Consider the following 16,239-nt stretch of genomic DNA (forward strand, 5'->3'; position numbering starts at 1 on the left):
CCAGTCATAGGTGAACCCATCTATCCGATAGATTTGTTTGCCGTCGTGCGCGACGGCAAGACTCGGGGCACCCGAGGCCCTGGCGGATCGCGGGCACCAGCGCGGGCGAGGTCAGCGCCGGCGTCGCCAGTCTCATCGACTCGGGTGAGCTGCCGGTGGGCGTACGGCTGCCGACGATCCGGTCGCTCGCCGCGACCTTGGACACAAAGGTCAACGCCATCACCGACGCAGGGTGAAGCCGCGTCAGGACGGTCTCGTCCGGACCCACCGGCGGGGCGGTATCCGCGTGCTTGGCCCTCGCGGCCAGGGCTCGCCGGCCTCGGCAGCATTCGCGGGATGGGGCGGCGACCGAGATGATCCACGCCGTGCCCGACGTGTCGCTCGTCCCGGACACGGCACCGCTCTTCGCGGCCTTCGCCGGCCCCACCCTGGTGATCGCGACGATCCGCGGGCTGCTACTCGGCCTGCTGACGACCGGTGACCTCGACCGCGTTCAGGACGGCACCGGAAGCTTCCTGGCACAACCCTTGAGCACAACCCGCGGCCGCGTCCGGATACACGGCCACGTTAACCGGAGCACCATGGACGCATTCCTATCGGATAAGTATGATTTTGGTCATGACCAGTCAAGCACCCGACCTCATCTCCCCCGCCGATGCCAGTGCGCGCGTCGCGAACGGCGCCCTTCTCGTCGACGTGCGAAGCGCGCCCCGCCGTGAGGCGGACGGCGCCATCCCGGGCGCGCTCATCGCCGACCGCGACGATTTGAAGGCGGTGTTCGGCCTCGTCTCGGTGGACACGCCGATCGTGGTGGTCTGCGGCTCCATCGACGGTTCCCGGCCGGTCGCCGAGGCGCTCGTGGCCGAGGGCTTCGCCGACGTCGCCCACGTGGACGGCGGCTTCGCCCAGTGGCGCGACGCGGGACTGCCGGTCGAGGCGACGCCCGCGGCCGGCTGAGCGCTGAGTCTCCCGTCGGTTGCGCGGTATGCGGAGCACCAGCGTGCCCGCGCTCTCCCGAGGTGGCAGTGGAGCGGCGCCTGCTGCCGGACGCCTTTCTTGTGCCTCAGCCCTGGTCGCGTAGCAGCGGGAGGAGCTGCTCACCCTGGCGTTTGACCTCGGGAAGGTACGGGGTGTCGGAGAGCACGAAATGGGTGACACCCAGGCTCTGATACCGGCGCAGCGACTTCGCCACGTCTTCGGCCGAGCCGACCAGCCAGGTGGTCCCCGCTCCGCCTCCGCCGAACTTCCCGGGTGTGGTGTAGAGATTGTTGTCGAGGACCTCTCCGCGCGCGGCCAGGTCGCGTAGCCGCTGCTGCCCCACCGCCGCCCGCCACAGCGGGTCCTGCGCGAACATGCCACCATTCTCGGCCATTCGCGCGACCTTCGCCTCCGCGTCCGCCCACGCCTGCCCGGTGGTGTCCCGCACCAATGTGGTCACCCGCAGCCCGAACTCCAACGGCGGCAGCTGACGCCCGAGCCTCTCACCCAGGACCTTGAGCCGCTCTATCCGCTCGGCGACACCGTCCAGCGGCTCACCCCAGAACAACTGCACATCGGCATCGGTAGCGGCCACTCGTTCCGCGGCCTCCGACGCGCCACCGAAATAGAGCCGCGGTGTCCGCACCGGCCGTGGCTCCACAGTCGATTCCGTGACGCTGAAATACTCCCCGCGGTAGGTGACACTCTGCTCGGTCCACAACCGGCGCACGATACGCATGAACTCCAGGGTGCGGGCGTAGCGGTCGGCCTGGTCGCCTTCACTGTCACCGTACGCCGGGAGGTTGTCCTTACCCGACACGATGTTGACAAGCACCCGTCCGCCGGTCAGATGATCCAGGGTAGCGGCGGCAGAGGCGAAGTTGGCCGGCCGCCAGTAGCCGGGCCGGACCGCGATCAAGGGTCGGAAGGTCGTGGTGCGCGCGGCCAACGCGGTCGCGACAGTGAACGTATCCGGGCGACCCCAACCGGTGCCGATCAATGCACCACCCCACCCGTGCTTCTCCACCGCCAACGCATGGCTGGTCAACGTTTCCAGGCTGTTGTGCCCCACGACGACATCGTCGCCGCGGTGCCCCGGATCGAACTGGTTCGGGATGTACCAGAGGAACTCGCGGCTCATGACGGCGCCCTTTCAGCTCGCGACCAGCGTTGGCCCGGCTCACCATAAACCCTATCGGCCCTATGGGTGATGTGGAGGATATGGCGGCGCCAATCGGCGGCGGTGTCGGAGGTGAAGACCTTCAGCGGTTCGGCGACGCCGCGCTCCACGGAAACCTGGGGTCCAGTGTGGACGCAGGATCTTGGTGAACGAGCTGGATGTGCCGGTGGGTCCGCCGCAGGTCACGCCCGCCGAGCCTGGCGATGTCGGCGCCTTGGAAGAGGATGCGGCCGGCGGTCGGGGCGGCCAGCCGCAGCACCATCCGGGCCGTCGCGGTCTTGCCCGAGCCGGACTCGTCGACGATGGCGACGGTCTCGCCGGCGTGCACGTCGAAGCTGACACCGTCGACCGCCCGGTGGCCCGCTGCTTCTGCCCGTACACCTTCGTCAGGTCGCGGACGGAGAGCAGTGAAACCGGGGCGTCCGTACGGGCCGGTGCGCGTACCTTGCGGGCGGAGGTCAGGCAGCCCGTAAGCCGCAGCGGCCAACGGTCAGCGGCCACCGCACCCTGTTTCAAGATCCCAGACAGTGGACATCCGTTGCTATTCCTATATCCCCCGTAGGAATATCAGGGTATGCCATCGCTGGTCGTCCTGACCTCGCGGCGAGCCATCGACTTCGGGCGCGTCGCCAGCGGGCTCTGTCCGTAGTCGAAGCCACCTGCTCGCACACGTCTCCCGCCCGGCCCTCGCCGAGCTCGCGATGAAGTCCGGCCCTCGCGCTGGCGGCGGGCGACCTGTTCCGGGGTGAGCTTGGCCAGGATGCGGTCGGTCTCGGCCCAGCCGCAGACCGGACTCCGCAGCCTCACCACCGCCTTCCAGCAACTGTTCCTCGCCGGTGTGCAGGCCGGCATCGCGCGCGACAGCCTCACCGACGCGGTGTGGTTCGCCCAGAACCGGTCCCGGCCGATCAAGCACAGCACCGCGACACAATCGGTGGACGACCCGTACATCCACCACGCCGTGGGCGAGATCGCCGCTCGGGCGTACGCCGCAGAAGCCGCCGTGCTACGCGCCGCCGAAGCGATCGACCGAGCCTGGCAGGCCGGCACCGACCCGCGAGCGCGGACAATCGCCGCCGTCGAGGTGGCGCAGGCCCAGTTCCTGGCCACCGAGTCGGCGCTCAAGAGCGCGGAGCTGCTCTTCGACGTCGGCGGCGGCTCGGCCACCGCCCGCGAGCACAACTTTGATCGACACTGGCGCAACGCCCGCACGGTCGCCAACCACAACCCGCGCTACTGGAAAGCGGCGGTGGTCGGCGCCTTCCTGCTCAACGGCACCGAACCGCCGACCACCGGACTCTTCTGAGGAGGACGCCACATGCCCGCCATCGACATCCACGCCCACTACTACGAGCCGGACCAGCAGATCGCGCCGGCACCCGCATGGTGGACCGAGGAACGCCGCGCCGAGCAGGCCCGCAACGCCGAGGTACTCAAGAGCTTCGACCGGATCATCGAGGTCACCGACGAGGCCAAAGTGGACACCCGGGTGCTAAGCCTGCCGGCCGCGTCCCGGTTCGCCGACTTCGACACCACACCACCACATCTGGACGAGATCACCAAACTCAACGAGTACCTCGCCGGCGGCGTACGCAGCCACCCCGGACGCCTGCTCGGACTGGCCACAGTGGACGCGTTCGCCGGCGAGGACGGCGCCGCCGAGACCCGCCGCGCCATCGACGAGCTGGGCCTGTCCGGCATCGTCGTCGACTCGGCCAAGGCCGACATCTTCCTCGGCGCCCCGCAGACCGTACCAACGCTACAGGAGGCGGCACACCTGGGCGTCCCGGTGTTCGTACACCCGACCGGCACCAGCCTGACCCCAACACTCATCGAGCAGGCCGGGCAGCTCGGCTCCTCCTACGGCCGGGGTCTGGCCAACGGCGTCGCGCTGCTGTCGCTGATCCACCGCGGACTGCTCGACTCCATTCCCAACCTGAGGATCGTCTTCACCACCCTCGGCATCGGCTCGCTCGGCATCGCCGGCACCTGGCGCGCCCGCGGCGGCCTGGCCTCCGGCGACGGCCGCTGGCAGGTCTACTTCGACACCATGGGCTTCGACGCGCACAACATCGCGTACCTGGTCTCCGTCCTCGGCGCCGGGCGCGTGCTGCTCGGCAGCGACTTCCCGCACCAGGTCGACGCGACGGCGCAGTGGGTCGCGGCAGCGCTGGCCGGGGCCGGCATCTCCCCCACCGACCAGGAACTGATCCGCGGCGGCAACGCCGCGACGCTGCTCACCCGCCAACCGGCGCCGCAGCCGGCCTAACCATGCCAACCGACCAGATCGCCGCGGGCAGCGTGCCGAGCCGGTTCGGCCCGCTGCCCGCGCATCCGGTGCTCGAGCGCCTGCGGGAGGTCATCGACCGGACCATCGCCCCCACGATGACCGAGACCGACCGCGGCGCCGTCCCGGCCTCGCACCTGGCGGCGCTGGCCGGCACCGGCCTGTTCGGCCTGGCGATCCCGGCCGAGTACGGCGGCCTCGGCGCCCCGCCGGAGGTGGTGACGGAGGCGTACGAGATGCTCGCCGGCGCCTGCCCGTCGACGTACCTCGTCGCCTCCCAGCACGCCACTCCCGCCCGGTCGATCCTCGACGGCGGCGGACCGGCGCTGCGCGAGCTACTGCCGGCGCTGGCCAGCGGGGGCCTGTTCGGCGGGGCCGCGTTCGGCCACGTACGCACCTGGCCCGGACGTCGCACCGTCACCGCCCGGCGCGTCGCCGACGGCTGGCGATTCCACGGCGTCGCGCCCTGGTTCTCCGGCGCCGGCCTGATCGACCTGGTCCTGCTCGCCGCCATCGCCGAGGCCGAACGCACCATCATCTTCGCCGCCGTCCCCCTCCCCCGCCCGGGCCGCGTCCAACCAGTCCCGCTCAACCTGGCGGCGATCGCCGGCTCCCGGACGGTGGCCCTGCACATCCACGACCTATTCGTGCCCGACGACGACGTGACGCAGCTCGTGGACGTCGACCGCTGGAAGGGCAGCGACGGCCGCGACGGGCCGACCACCGCGCCAGGCGCGCTGGGACTGGCCCGCACCGCGATCGAATACGCGCTCACCCGCCAACCGGACAACCCCGGCCTGAACGCCCTCGCCGACGAAATCGCATCGCTACGCGCGACGGGACCGGGCGGCGACCCATTCGCCCGGCACGCCCACTCGGTCAACCTCGCCGTCCGCGCCACCAACGCAGCCATCGTCGCCCGCGGCGGCGCCGCGCTGCTGGCAGACGACCCGGCCCAGGTCTGGGCCCGCGCCGCGACGTTCCTCCAAGTACGCGGCCTCTCCGAACCGCTGCGCGCGGCCCATCTGCGCCAGCTGACCCATCGAACCGGTCGATAGCCGGCGAAACGGTGTCCTGGGATCACGCGCCCGGATCGTCTGGGGCTGTGGTACGGGCCAGGTGACCGGGGGTGTCCAGCCGGAACTCGGGACCTCACCAGACCGGCTGTTCTGCCATGTCTGTGCCGGGCGAAGGGCCAAGCGCAGATGATCACGGACTGGCCGTACTCGTTCGTGGCTGCACTGAGATCGGGCGCACCTTATAGGCCGCCGCGCACCGAACTTTCGATCGCGTTGGCCAGGACCCCGCTGGTGGCCAGTTCCTTGCCGAGCGACTTCGTAAGGGCGATGAGCGCGGCGCTGGCGATGCACTGATCGACCAAGACATCACAGGTGCCGTGGCCGGTGCGAGCCTCAGCTGATTGAGGTCGCGCGGGCGAGCGGTCTGAGCTGGGCCCAGTTTGGCACCAGCAGTACCTCTCAAGTGACAAAACCCAACAGGTACTGCACCACGGTCCCAACGGCAGGACCTGCTCGATCGGCGCGCAAGACGGAGGCATACGCGCAGCGTCGCCTACCTCCTACACGGTCAAACATCCGCTCTGCTGGGCGCACAAGCGGCTCGTTTAGTCGGCAGCAGGCGGTGCGGTAGGCGCGGGTGGCCGGTGCTGCGGCGGCGCACCGTCGGCAGGGCGAGGTGTGGCGGCGGCAGCGCTACTTTAAACACCTGTTTCGGCTGGCATGCGTCCTGTCTTCACCGCTCGCTCGAGTGCTGCGTAGTCGTCTTCGGCGGCATCGGCGTATGAGGCTGCCCACTTGGCCGTTGCTTCGGCGATCCGTTCGGTTGAGCCGAGGTAGGCGGCGATCACGGCGGCAGCGGGAGCTTGGCCGTGGGCGCGCGCGAGCAGATCGGCGCACAGTCCGCTGTAGGCGGTGAACTGGTCCTTGTCGAGGGTGTCGGGTTCGATAGAGCCTTTCATGTCACGGAATTGGCGCCAGTAGTAGTCGACGCGGCGGCGATCGGTATTCTCGCCTGCCCAACCGGTGATCCAGCCGAGGAATGGGTCGGAGTTGGCTTGGAGGATGCGCTGCGCGGCGACGACGCGGTGTCCTTCACTGTGTTCGGCACCGGACTCGTCGCCCGGGATGGTGGCGGCGCGACCGCCGTGGCTGGTCAGCACAGAGCGCTGGGCTTCTTTCGCTTGCAAGAACAGCATGTCCCCGCCCGGCCCTTCCAATGCGAGCAGGTAGCAGCGGGTGCCGACGCTGCCAACGCCGACGACACGCAGCGCGTAGTCGACGAGTCGGTACTGGGCCAACAGGTAGGCGATGTCTTCGCGAACGGTCGAGCGATACTGTGCGAACAGCCCTTTGAGTTCCTCGAGGCTTGCGTGCTCGACATGACGCAGGATCGGCGGCTGGTCAACGATGCGTGCCTTCCCACCTGCCGTACGCGTCGTCAGTTTGCGCAGCACCTGCGCCGAGGTACGGCCGCGCGCCTTGGCGGAGACGCGCTTGACTGTCTTCGCGCCGGTCTTGCCGAGGCGTTTCGCGACTGCGGAGGTGTCGATCCGCGTGAAGTAGCGTTCGGTGGCCGACAGCTCGCAGAACTCCCGTATGGTTTGCTGGTAACTCGCCGCGGCGTGCTGGACAGCGTCACGGCAGTCGTCCTCGCTCAGCCCGTTGTCCCGCCCGCCGATGTGGACGCTTGCCGCGAGTCGCCGCAGGTCCCATTCCCACGGGGCGACCCCGGCCTCGTCGAAGTCGTTGAGGTCGAACACGAGCTCGCGTTCGGGCGAGGCGTAGAAGCCGAAGTTGGAAATGTGTGCGTCGCCGCACGAGACGACGTCGATACCGGTCGTGGGGGCATCGGCGAGGTCAGATGCCATGATCGCGGCCGAACCACGGTAGAACGCGAAGGGTGACTGTAGCATCCGGCCTACCCGCACGGGGATGAGATCGGCGAGCCGTGAGTCGTGCTGACGTTCGAGGATCCCCACCGGATCGCGCTCCTCGGGCAGTTGTAGCACTGCGAGCCCCGCACGGGGGAGGCGGCCTCGGGCGGCCTTGGCCGCCTCCCGGATGCGCGCTTGGGTCATGGTGCGGTCCTCCTGTTCGCCGCGGCAGCCGCGGCACGGGCTGTTTCGGTGAAGATGGCGACCGTGACGGGAAGCGACGCCAGAGGCAGGGCGGCGGCGCCGAGCACGATGCTCAGCAAGAGCAGCAGTGTCCGGGTGTTTTCCATCCCCACCACACGCTGCGAAACACGACCACAGCCCCTTCGGAACGATCGTGTCCGAACGGGCGGGCGGTCGCGGCGCGCATCGACGGATGGGCTCAGCCTTCGCGGATCGCCATCGAGGCGAGCTTGTCGCCATCGACAACGAAGACGAACATCGAGCGCCCGTTCGCATAGTTGCTGCGCCAGTCGCCCACAACCGCGATCTCGTCACCTCGGACGGCAACCTCCTCGACGGTCAGTGTGCCCTTCGCACCGATGAACTCCTTGTCGCTCCACCGCTTCATCGCATCGCGCCCCGTGAAGGTGCGGCCCCAGTCATCGACCACGCCGTCTGCCGTGAACGCATCAAGAAACATGTCCTCGTCGTGGCGGTTGACCGCGTCGATGAACGATGCGACGGGTTCGGGAATTTTCACGGCTGTCATGCTGAACCTCCTGCCAGTGGCGTCGATACACGTAAAGGTACCGCCGCTGTTCACGATCTCGTCAGGGAATGCCGGAGCACACAGTTGACGGCACACGCTCGCGCTGCTAGACACCGCCGCCGACCTGATCGCCGCGTCCCCCGGACGACGACCCTCTTCCCAGTACGTCATGCGCGACACTGGCGGCGTCAAGCTGCCAACGCACTACCAGCCACGGACAGGCCGTCGCCGAGGGCAGCGAGGTGAAGTTGCTCGACGACCCGGTCGATGTCCTCAGCGACGGTGCCGAGACAGAAGCTGATCCGCAGCAACGCCGCCGGCCCGGCACCGCGGTCGTCACCGCCCGGCGCCACGGAGCCGGTAAGGCGGCGAGCCAGCGGATGCGCGCAGAACTGCTCCGCCCGCACCCCGACACCATGCTCGAGCGCGAGCCGCTGCGCGTCCTCGGCGACATCATGGCCGGGCGGGGCGACCGAGACGATGCCCACCCGCTCATGCTCCGCGCCGAAAAGACTCACCGGCACCGCAGCGGGCACCTCAGCCGCTACCACTCGCTCAACTCCTAATGTCCCATTACGGCGCGCCCGCGCGCCCGCGTGGTGATGATGACCGCCCACGTGTCCCTGTCGACACGTCGACGTGTCCGACATCCTCTCGGACAGTATGTTCAACCTGTCGTCCGTTGTCATCGGGGTGCGCTGGCCACCGCCGGCGACCACCTCCTGGCCGAAGTACGCTCCACGGTCTATTCACGGTCACCACCTCCATTCGCGACCAGGTCGCTGCCGGCGATGTCGATCCGGATGGGGCCGGCGCTGGCGTGTACTGAGGAAAGCCAGTCGGCGGGGAGTCGGTAGGGCTGGTTGGGTACGAGGGTGCGGCGCAGCCGCCGGCGCCACAGTTCGCGGCCGTCCTGGCTAATTGTGATGACGGGCCGAGGGACGAACGCGCCTGACCAGAGTACGAATCTGCGCAGCGGCGGTGGCACCGCTGCGTCGACGCGATGAGGTGACGCCCAAAGCAACGGTGCTCCGGCGACGACCGCGATGTGTCCCGGGTCTGGCGCGTCTCCGGCGAGGTACCGGGACACCGATGCCGCCACGGCCCGACCGGAGAGCGCGGCGATGTCGGCGGTCTGGACTGGGTGGATCAGGTTGCCCGCGGCGAAGACGCCAGTGGCCGACGTACGCAGTGCGGTGTCGACGCTCGGGCTGGCACTGCCCGGGTCGATTTGCAGTCCGCGCAGCCGGGACAGTTCGTGGTCGGGGACCCAGTCGCCGGTGAACACGATGGTGTCACAGTGGACGGTCCGTTCGCCGCCGTCGGGGCCGCGCAGCCGTACCCCGCTCACCCGGTTGTTGCCGAGAATCTCCGCGACCTGGTGGCCGGCTATCAGTGGGAAGCGGTAGCGCAACCGGGCGGCGGCGTCGAAGGCGGCGAAGGACTGGTGTCGCGGCTGGTCGGTGACCATCGCGGCGACCCGTACCTTGGCGTGGTGCAGCGTCATCACGGCTGAGTAGCTGACGTGCTCCGCGCCGACGACGACGGCACGCTCACCGATGTGCTGGCCGTACAGATACACCGACTGCTGCAACTCCCCGGTGGTGTAGACGCCGGCGGGGCGGGCGCCGGCGACCAGCCGGGCGGTGCGCGGCCGTTCGCGGGCGCCGGTGGCGAGCACCACCGCCCGCGCGGCGATCTCCTCGATCCCGTCCCGGCTAGTGGTGCGCAGCGTCAGCGGTCCCGCCCAGTCGGTAGCCGCGACGCCGGTGCGCAGGCGTGCACCGGCACGGCGGGCCAGTTCGCCGTGGTGGCGGGCGTACGCCGGTCCGCTCAGCACTCGGTGCAGGTCGCGGATGCCGAAGCCGGTGTGGAACGAGTGCCGTGGGATCCCGCCGACCTGTTCCTCACGATCGATCACCTCGACCCGTTCGACGCCGAGGCGGCGCAGCCAGGTGGCGGCCGACAGTCCGGACGGCCCGGCGCCGACCACCATCACGTCGACCTCCCGGCGGGCAACGCCGGTCACGGACGCTCCCCCGCCCCGGTGGCGGCCGCTCCCCCGGTGACAAGAGGGGAACGGTCCGGCCTGGGATGCGGCGTGCCCGGCCGCCCGCCGCCCGGCGGCGTCTGCCGCCACCGCGCGAAGCAGTCGCGCACCGCGGCGCCGCAATAGAACCCCTGGCAGCGTCCCATCAGCACTCTGGTGCGTCGGCGCAGCCCGTCGATGGTCCGCGCCGGTACGGGGCCGGTGAGCGCGTCGCGTACTTCGCCCCGGCTGACCCGCTCGCACATGCACAGCAGCTGGCCGTACTCGGGGTCGGTGCCGATCAGCTCGGGGCGTTGGTAGGGCCGCCGCGCCGCCTCGCCGATGGTGGGTATCCGCACCGGGGGCAGGTCCCGGGCGGGTTCGGCGGGCAGGCCGGCGTCGGTGAGCAGCTCGGCGACGTGTTCGGCGATCGCCATCGACGCGGTCAGGCCGGTGGAGCGGATGCCGCCGACGCAGACGTACCGCTCCGCGGGGTGGGAGCTGATCTGGTAGTCGCCGTGTTCGGTGGCGGCGCGCAGCCCGGCGTACACCGTGGTGACCTCCTCGTGCAGCAGTTCGGGGAGGATCCGGTGGCCCGCCTCGCGCAACGCGCGCAGCCCGGCCTCGGACGAGGACGTGTTCCGCTTGTCGGTGAGGTCCTCGGCGGTCGGCCCGAGCAGCACGTTGCCGTACACCGTCGGCGCGACCAGCATGCCTTTGCCGCGGCTGGTGGGGACCGGGAGCAGGATGTGGTTGACCAGCGGTCGGGCCAGCTTGTCGAAGACGATCAGCTCGCCGCGGCGGGGCGTGACCGTGAAGCCGTCGTGGCCGAGCGCGCGGTGCAGTTCGTCGCCGCGCAGCCCGGCGGCGTTGACGAGATACCTTGTGCGCAGCTCACGTCGGCTGGTGCGCAGCGTGTGGCGGCCGTCCGGTCCGCGTTCGGCCGCGCCCACTTCGGTCTCCAGGCGCAGTTCGACCCCGGCGAGTACGGCCTGCGTGGCGAAGGCGAGCGAGGTGGTCCACGGGCAGATGATGCTCTCGTCGGGGATCTCCAGTGCGGCCAGCGCGCCGGGGCCGAGGTGCGGCTCCCGCTCGTACAACTCCGTGCGGTCGACGAGGCGGGCGTGTGCGTACCCGTTGCGGGCGGCCTTCTCGGCCAGGCCGGGCAGGGCGTCGCGCTGCTGCTCGTCCCAGGCGACCAGCAGGGCACCGACCGGTTCCAGCGGGATGCCCACCTGCTCGGCGTACGCCTTGAGCAGGTGGTATCCGCGGGCGACCAGCCGCGATTCGAGTGTTCGCGGGGTGGCGTCGAAGCCGGTGTGCAGGATGGCGGTGTTCGCCTTGGAGGTGACCGAGCCGATGTCGGCGGCCGCGTCGACCAGCGCCACGCGTACCGGACGGGTGGCGAGTTGGCGGGCGATGGCGCAGCCGACCACGCCGGCGCCGACCACGACCACGTCGTACTCGTCGGATGTCATGGCTGCTCCTCCTCGTTCGCCGGCGGCTCGTCGCCGAGCGCGTCGACGGCCGCGCGGAACCGCGCCCGCCGGGACGCGGCCTCGTCGGCGCCGATCTGTGGGGTGTAGACGGTTGCTGGCCGCTGGCGGCCGAACGCATCGGCGCTGAGCAGGCCGGTCAGCCCGGCCAGCGCCAGTGTGCCGACCCCGATGGCGGTGGCGTCGGGGCGGGCGGAGACCTGGACCGGCATCTGGAGCAGGTCCGCCTGGGTCTGCATGAGCACCGCGCTGCGGGTCAGGCCCCCGTCGACCCGCAGGCCGGTCAGCGGCCGGCCCAGGTCGGCGGCGACCGCGGCGGCCAGTTCGGCCACCTCGGCGGCGATGCCGTCGACGAGCGCGCGGACCAGGTGCGCCGGGGTGGTGCCGAGGTGCAGGCCGCGCAGCGCGCCGCGGGCCGTACCTCGCCACCACGGTGCGCCGAGGCCGGCCAGCGCCGGCACGAACGTCACGCCGCCTGAGTCCGGCACCGTCGCGCCGAGCTTGTCCAGGTCGTCGGCGCCGGCGATGACCCCGAGGTCGGCCAGCCACCGCACCGCCGAACCGACCGTGAAGACCTGTCCGTCCAGGCAGTACGCCGCCGCGCCGCCGATCCGCCAGGCGACCGAGGTGGCGAGCCCGGCGCGGGACAGCGGCGCGGCGGTGCCGGTGCCGGCCAGCAGGAACGCTCCCGTGCCGTACGTGCACTTGGCGTCGCCGGCGGCCACACAGCCCTGGCCCAGCAGCGCCGCCTGCTGGTCGACGGCCAGCCCGGTGACCGGTGCGGCGGTGCCGAACGCGCTGGTCTGCCCGACTGGGCCGGCGCTGTCGACGACCGCTGGCAGGGGCAGGCCGTCCAGGCCGAAAAGCCGTACCGCCTCGGCCGACCAGTCGGTGCTCGCCAGGTCCAGCAGCATGGTGCGGGAGGCGGTGCTCGCGTCGGTCACGTACGCGCCGGTGAGCTGGTGGACCAGCCAGGTGTCGGTGGTGGTGACGGTGGCGTGCTGGTTTCCGGAGAGTCCGAGGTGGTCGCGGAGCCAGCGCATCTTGGGGGCGGCGAAGTACGCGTCCCAGGGCAGCCCGGTCACCTGCCGGATCCGGTCGGCCGCGCCGTCGAGGCGGTCGGTGACCGTGCTGGCGCGCCGGTCCTGCCACACGACCACGGGTCCGAGCGGGCGGCCGTCGCGGCGGTCCCAAGCCAGTACGCTCTCGCCCTGGTTGGCCAGCCCGACCGCGTCGACGGCACGGCCGGCGGCGGCCACCGCGGCCCGGCCGGCGCGCAGTACGGACTCCAGCAGCTCGGCCGGATCCTGCTCGACCAGGCCGCCGGTGCCGTAGCGGGGGCGGACCGACGCCTCGCCGGAGGCGGCGATCCCCTCCCCTTCCGTCAGGACGAGGGCCTTCGTCCCAGACGTACCCTGGTCGATGGCGAGGATGTGCCGGGTCATCTCAACGCGCCTCGCGTTCGAGGAAGTCGCCGGCGATCCGCACCTCGCTGACGAAGCTGGTGCGGTCGCCGCGGTAGTAGTCGACGGCGTGCTCGACGACCCGGCCGGCCGCGTCCCAGGCGGTGCGACGGATGAGCATCAACGGGGTGCCTGGGTCGACGTCGAGCAGTTCGGCCTCTTCGGTGCGAGCGGGCACCGGCTCCAGCCGCTGGGCGGCGCGTACCGGGCGGGCGCCGCGCGCGCCCATGACGCCGTAGATCGACTCGGTGGTGAGGTCGTGGTCGAACAGGTCCGGTACGACGTCGACCGGGATGATCGAGTTTTCCAGCGCGACCGGGTCACCCTGCGCGAGCCGCAGGCGGACGATCTTGAACACCGGGTCCGCCACGTCGATGCCGAGCAGCTGCGCGGTGGCCGGGTCGGCGTCGCCGCGCGTACCGGAAAGCAGCCGCGAGGTCGGCTGTACGCCCTGGGCCGCCATCTGCTCGTGGAAGCCGCCGAGCACGGAGAGGCTGTGTTCCCACTTGGGACGGCTGACGAAGGTGCCGCGCCCCACCTCGCGAGTGATCAGGTTCCAGTCTTCCAGCCGGGCCAGCACCTGCCGTACGGTGGTGCGGCTCATCCCGAGCTGCTGGCTCAGCTCGCGCTCCGGTGGAAACTGGGTCCCCGGAGCCAACTGTCCGGATTGGATCAGCCCGGCCAGCTCCCCCGCCACTTGGATGTAGGTGCCCGCGGGACGGCTGCCGCGCTGGGTGGTGGTGCCGTCCCGGAAGATGCGAAAGTCCGCCACCTCGTGGTTGGTGGTCTGCGCCACCAAGCGCACCCCGCGGGCCGGCTGTTCCAGCGGCTCCTCGCCCTGCCTCGTCACGAATCCTGCTCCTTGTCACACGCCTCGGCAGTCATGCCGTTTCCGTCCACTATCGCCAGTGGGGGGCGCCGCGCACGGGTACGGCTTGTCCGGCGTCGCGGTCTTCGGCGTGGCGCAGCACCATGTCGGCCACGGCGAGGTCGAGGATGCCCAGCCCCCAGGCATCGAAGACGATACGGTCATCCGGCTCGCGGCGGCCGGAGACCGCGCCGCTGACCACGGCGCCGAGGTCGTCGACCGCGGATCGTTCGAGCCGGCCGTCGCCGCAGAGCCGGCCGATCCGGGTGACGGCGGTGCTGGTGCCTTCCGCGTCGGTGGTAACCAGGCGGTCGGCGGCGAGCACGGCCGCGTCCGTGAGGTCGTTGTGCGACACGCCGGCGACGAACACGCCCGGTGCCAGCCAGTCGGGCTCGACGTAACCGGTGACCGAGTCGGCGGTGGCGCAGACGACCACGTCGGCGTCGCGCACCGCCTGGTACGCCGACGTGACCGGGGTGATCTCGACCTGGTGCCGGGCGCCCTCGTCGGCCGCCCACTGGCGCGCGCGGGCGGCGTCGATGTCGTACAGCCGGACCTCGCGCAGCTTGGGCAGCACGTGCCGCAGCAGCGCGAGCTGGCTGCGGTTGGCCACCCCGGCGCCGATGACCGCCAGCCGGGTGCTCCGCGGGCGCGCCAGCACGGTGGCTGCCAGCGCGGTGGCGCCGGCGGTCCGCATCGCGCTGATCACCGTGCCTTCGACCACCGCCCGGGGCAGACCGGTCTCCGGGTCGGAGAGGATGACCAGCGCGTTGGCCCGGGGTATGCCCCGCAGCCGCGGGTTGTCGCCGTTGGCGCAGATCCACTTCACCCCGCCGACCGGCGTCGGGCCGCCCAGCCAGCCGGCGTGGGCGACCATCCGTTGGCCGGGCGCCGCGTCCAGACCGACCGTCGCCGGCGCCGGCTCGATCGCCGCACCGGCCGCCTTGAGCAGGAACGCCTCGCGGACCGCGGCGAGGACGGCGGCGGGATCGGTCGCGCCGCACCGGATGACGTCCTCCTGCGCCAAGACCCGCATCCGCAGGGTGTCCGCCCCGGTCACGCCGGCTCCCCCGCACCGGCCACCCGCAGCGCCGCGGAACCGACCAGCGGCTCGCCGCCGACGAGCGTGACCAGGGCCCGCAGGTGCTGGTCGCCGACCATCTCCTGCACGGTCTTCTCGATGAAGCGCAGGTTCTGGAAGACGAAGTGTCCGCGCTCCAGCCCCAGCACGGCGATGTCCGCCTCGCCACCCTCGCGCAGACGGCCGAGCTCCGGACGGCCGAGGATCGCCGCCGGGTTGACGGTGACCGCCTGGATCACCCGCTCCAGCGGCATGCCGAGTGCCAGCAGTTTCGACATGACGTTGGTCAGGCCGAAGACCGGCCCGTCTGCGGTGACCGCGGTCAGGTCGCTGGAGATGGTGTCGGGCAGGAAGCCGCGGGCCATCGCCGTGCGCGCCACGTCGAAGTCGAGCCCGCCGCGCCCGCAGCCGATGTCGAACAGCACGCCCCGCTCGCGGGCGGCGACCGTCGCCGCCCAGGTCTGCTCGGAGGAGAGGATCGTCTCCCCGGAGCCGGAGAAGACGTGCGTGACCACGTCCCCGGCCCGCAGCGCGCCGAGGATGTCCGCGATCGGGATCGGCGGGTCGGAGATGTGCACCATGAGCCGGCAGCCGGTGGCGGTACCGACCTCGAGGGCGAGGGCGAGCGCGCGCCGGGCCACCTCCGGGTCGTTGTCGACCACCCAGTTGGACATCCGCAGCTTGATCCCGACGACCAGGTCCGGGTTCGCGGTGATCACGTCGACCAGCGCGTCCCGGTCCACGTACGCCAGGTCCCGCAGCTCGCCGGCTTCGTTGTGGGTGACGCCGATGGTGGCCAGGTTGACGAACGCGAAGACGTGCCCCGGGCGCAGTGCCTGGCTGGTTCGTTTCAGCCCGTCGAACGTGTAGGCGCCAGCGGTACCGGCGTCCACGACCGTGGTCACGCCGTCGCGGAAGCTGTAGCGCCACGGGTCGAAGCCGAGCGGCGACGCCCCGCCGTACACGTGGGTGTGCAGGTCGACCAGCCCTGGTAGGACCAGCGCGCCGGAGACGTCCAGCACCCGCCGGCTCGGCGCCGCGGGATCGGCGTCGAGGCTGGCGACCGCACCGTCCAGGACGGCGACGGCGCGCCGCTCGCGGGCACCGGTGGCCGGGTCGAGCAGTTCGCCACCGGTGACCAACACGTCGTACATGCGTCCTCCTCGCTCAGTCCTCATTGGAAATCCACTGG

At 71.0% G+C, this 16,239-nt stretch carries 16 protein-coding genes; 4 read left to right on the forward strand and 12 right to left on the reverse strand.

What is annotated here, in order from left to right:
* Window positions 1-618 precede the first annotated feature (618 nt).
* Window positions 619-957: a rhodanese-like domain-containing protein gene (locus ACFFIA_RS28195; RefSeq protein WP_377256104.1), complete on the forward strand. Its 339-nt coding sequence runs from the start codon at window positions 619-621 to the stop codon at window positions 955-957.
* A gap of 106 nt (window positions 958-1,063) precedes the next feature.
* On the opposite strand, the gene ACFFIA_RS28200 is transcribed toward ACFFIA_RS28195, so the two are convergent.
* Window positions 1,064-2,119, reverse strand: coding sequence for an LLM class flavin-dependent oxidoreductase (locus ACFFIA_RS28200; RefSeq protein ID WP_377256106.1), 1,056 nt, complete (start codon window positions 2,117-2,119; stop codon window positions 1,064-1,066).
* Window positions 2,120-2,240: 121 nt separating this feature from the next.
* Window positions 2,241-2,645: an ATP-binding cassette domain-containing protein gene (locus ACFFIA_RS28205; protein ID WP_377256109.1), complete on the reverse strand. Its 405-nt coding sequence runs from the start codon at window positions 2,643-2,645 to the stop codon at window positions 2,241-2,243.
* Window positions 2,646-2,918: 273 nt separating this feature from the next.
* Here ACFFIA_RS28205 and ACFFIA_RS28210 point away from each other — a divergent pair, with 273 nt between their 5' ends.
* From ACFFIA_RS28210 to ACFFIA_RS28220, 3 genes are read left to right on the forward strand one after another with little or no spacing between them, the layout of a single operon-like run.
* Window positions 2,919-3,464 carry an acyl-CoA dehydrogenase family protein gene (locus ACFFIA_RS28210; protein ID WP_377256110.1) on the forward strand — a complete coding sequence of 182 codons (546 nt, stop codon included), beginning with the start codon at window positions 2,919-2,921 and terminating at the stop codon, window positions 3,462-3,464.
* 12 nt (window positions 3,465-3,476) lie between these two features.
* Complete coding sequence (locus tag ACFFIA_RS28215; RefSeq protein ID WP_377256113.1) at window positions 3,477-4,427, forward strand: amidohydrolase family protein; 951 nt, start codon at window positions 3,477-3,479, stop codon at window positions 4,425-4,427.
* Window positions 4,428-4,429: 2 nt separating this feature from the next.
* Window positions 4,430-5,503, forward strand: coding sequence for an acyl-CoA dehydrogenase family protein (locus ACFFIA_RS28220; protein ID WP_377256115.1), 1,074 nt, complete (start codon window positions 4,430-4,432; stop codon window positions 5,501-5,503).
* A gap of 200 nt (window positions 5,504-5,703) precedes the next feature.
* Here the strand turns inward: ACFFIA_RS28220 and ACFFIA_RS28225 are convergent, their stop codons facing one another.
* The 10 genes from ACFFIA_RS28225 to ACFFIA_RS28270 all read right to left on the reverse strand — a co-directional run bounded on the left by ACFFIA_RS28225 (window position 5,704) and on the right by ACFFIA_RS28270 (window position 16,201).
* Window positions 5,704-5,826, reverse strand: a complete 123-nt coding sequence (locus ACFFIA_RS28225; protein WP_377256118.1) for a hypothetical protein — start codon at window positions 5,824-5,826, stop codon at window positions 5,704-5,706.
* Window positions 5,827-6,162: 336 nt separating this feature from the next.
* Window positions 6,163-7,542, reverse strand: coding sequence for a DUF2252 domain-containing protein (locus ACFFIA_RS28230; RefSeq protein ID WP_377256120.1), 1,380 nt, complete (start codon window positions 7,540-7,542; stop codon window positions 6,163-6,165).
* A gap of 238 nt (window positions 7,543-7,780) precedes the next feature.
* Complete coding sequence (locus ACFFIA_RS28235) at window positions 7,781-8,110, reverse strand: nuclear transport factor 2 family protein (RefSeq protein ID WP_377256123.1); 330 nt, start codon at window positions 8,108-8,110, stop codon at window positions 7,781-7,783.
* 188 nt (window positions 8,111-8,298) lie between these two features.
* Window positions 8,299-8,799, reverse strand: a complete 501-nt coding sequence (locus tag ACFFIA_RS28240) for an aminotransferase class V-fold PLP-dependent enzyme (protein ID WP_377256125.1) — start codon at window positions 8,797-8,799, stop codon at window positions 8,299-8,301.
* Window positions 8,800-8,855: 56 nt separating this feature from the next.
* Window positions 8,856-10,139: an NAD(P)/FAD-dependent oxidoreductase gene (locus ACFFIA_RS28245; protein ID WP_377256127.1), complete on the reverse strand. Its 1,284-nt coding sequence runs from the start codon at window positions 10,137-10,139 to the stop codon at window positions 8,856-8,858.
* Entirely contained in the window at window positions 10,136-11,617 is a 1,482-nt protein-coding gene (locus ACFFIA_RS28250) for an NAD(P)/FAD-dependent oxidoreductase (protein ID WP_377256130.1), read from the reverse strand. The genes ACFFIA_RS28245 and ACFFIA_RS28250 overlap by 4 nt, the downstream gene beginning before the upstream one ends.
* A complete protein-coding gene (locus ACFFIA_RS28255) occupies window positions 11,614-13,080 on the reverse strand; it encodes an FGGY family carbohydrate kinase (protein WP_377256133.1) in 1,467 nt (488 codons plus the stop codon). Before ACFFIA_RS28255 ends, ACFFIA_RS28250 begins: the two co-directional genes overlap by 4 nt.
* Before the next feature lies 1 nt (window position 13,081).
* Window positions 13,082-13,948: a GntR family transcriptional regulator gene (locus ACFFIA_RS28260; protein ID WP_377256136.1), complete on the reverse strand. Its 867-nt coding sequence runs from the start codon at window positions 13,946-13,948 to the stop codon at window positions 13,082-13,084.
* 49 nt (window positions 13,949-13,997) lie between these two features.
* Window positions 13,998-15,026: an ornithine cyclodeaminase family protein gene (locus tag ACFFIA_RS28265; protein WP_377256138.1), complete on the reverse strand. Its 1,029-nt coding sequence runs from the start codon at window positions 15,024-15,026 to the stop codon at window positions 13,998-14,000.
* The gene (locus ACFFIA_RS28270) at window positions 15,023-16,201 is read right to left on the reverse strand and encodes an amidohydrolase family protein (RefSeq protein WP_377256141.1); all 1,179 of its coding nucleotides are present in this window, start codon (window positions 16,199-16,201) and stop codon (window positions 15,023-15,025) included. Before ACFFIA_RS28270 ends, ACFFIA_RS28265 begins: the two co-directional genes overlap by 4 nt.
* Window positions 16,202-16,239: the final 38 nt, after the last annotated feature.

Origin of the sequence: Phytohabitans kaempferiae (genome assembly GCF_042433955.1) — a bacterium.
Taxonomy (GTDB): Bacteria; Actinomycetota; Actinomycetes; order Mycobacteriales; family Micromonosporaceae; genus Phytohabitans; species Phytohabitans kaempferiae.

Bases quoted from the DNA above. Each gene is read 5' to 3' on its own strand.
- ACFFIA_RS28255 (WP_377256133.1), bottom strand. From the start codon at position 13,080: ATGACCCGGCACATCCTCGCCATCGACCAGGGTACGTCTGGGACGAAG.
- ACFFIA_RS28195 (WP_377256104.1), top strand. From the start codon at position 619: ATGACCAGTCAAGCACCCGACCTCATCTCCCCCGCCGATGCCAGTGCG.
- ACFFIA_RS28210 (WP_377256110.1), top strand. From the start codon at position 2,919: ATGCGGTCGGTCTCGGCCCAGCCGCAGACCGGACTCCGCAGCCTCACC.
- ACFFIA_RS28215 (WP_377256113.1), top strand. From the start codon at position 3,477: ATGCCCGCCATCGACATCCACGCCCACTACTACGAGCCGGACCAGCAG.
- ACFFIA_RS28250 (WP_377256130.1), bottom strand. From the start codon at position 11,617: ATGACATCCGACGAGTACGACGTGGTCGTGGTCGGCGCCGGCGTGGTC.
- ACFFIA_RS28240 (WP_377256125.1), bottom strand. From the start codon at position 8,799: ATGACAACGGACGACAGGTTGAACATACTGTCCGAGAGGATGTCGGAC.
- ACFFIA_RS28270 (WP_377256141.1), bottom strand. From the start codon at position 16,201: ATGTACGACGTGTTGGTCACCGGTGGCGAACTGCTCGACCCGGCCACC.
- ACFFIA_RS28200 (WP_377256106.1), bottom strand. From the start codon at position 2,119: ATGAGCCGCGAGTTCCTCTGGTACATCCCGAACCAGTTCGATCCGGGG.
- ACFFIA_RS28235 (WP_377256123.1), bottom strand. From the start codon at position 8,110: ATGACAGCCGTGAAAATTCCCGAACCCGTCGCATCGTTCATCGACGCG.
- ACFFIA_RS28220 (WP_377256115.1), top strand. From the start codon at position 4,430: ATGCCAACCGACCAGATCGCCGCGGGCAGCGTGCCGAGCCGGTTCGGC.
- ACFFIA_RS28230 (WP_377256120.1), bottom strand. From the start codon at position 7,542: ATGACCCAAGCGCGCATCCGGGAGGCGGCCAAGGCCGCCCGAGGCCGC.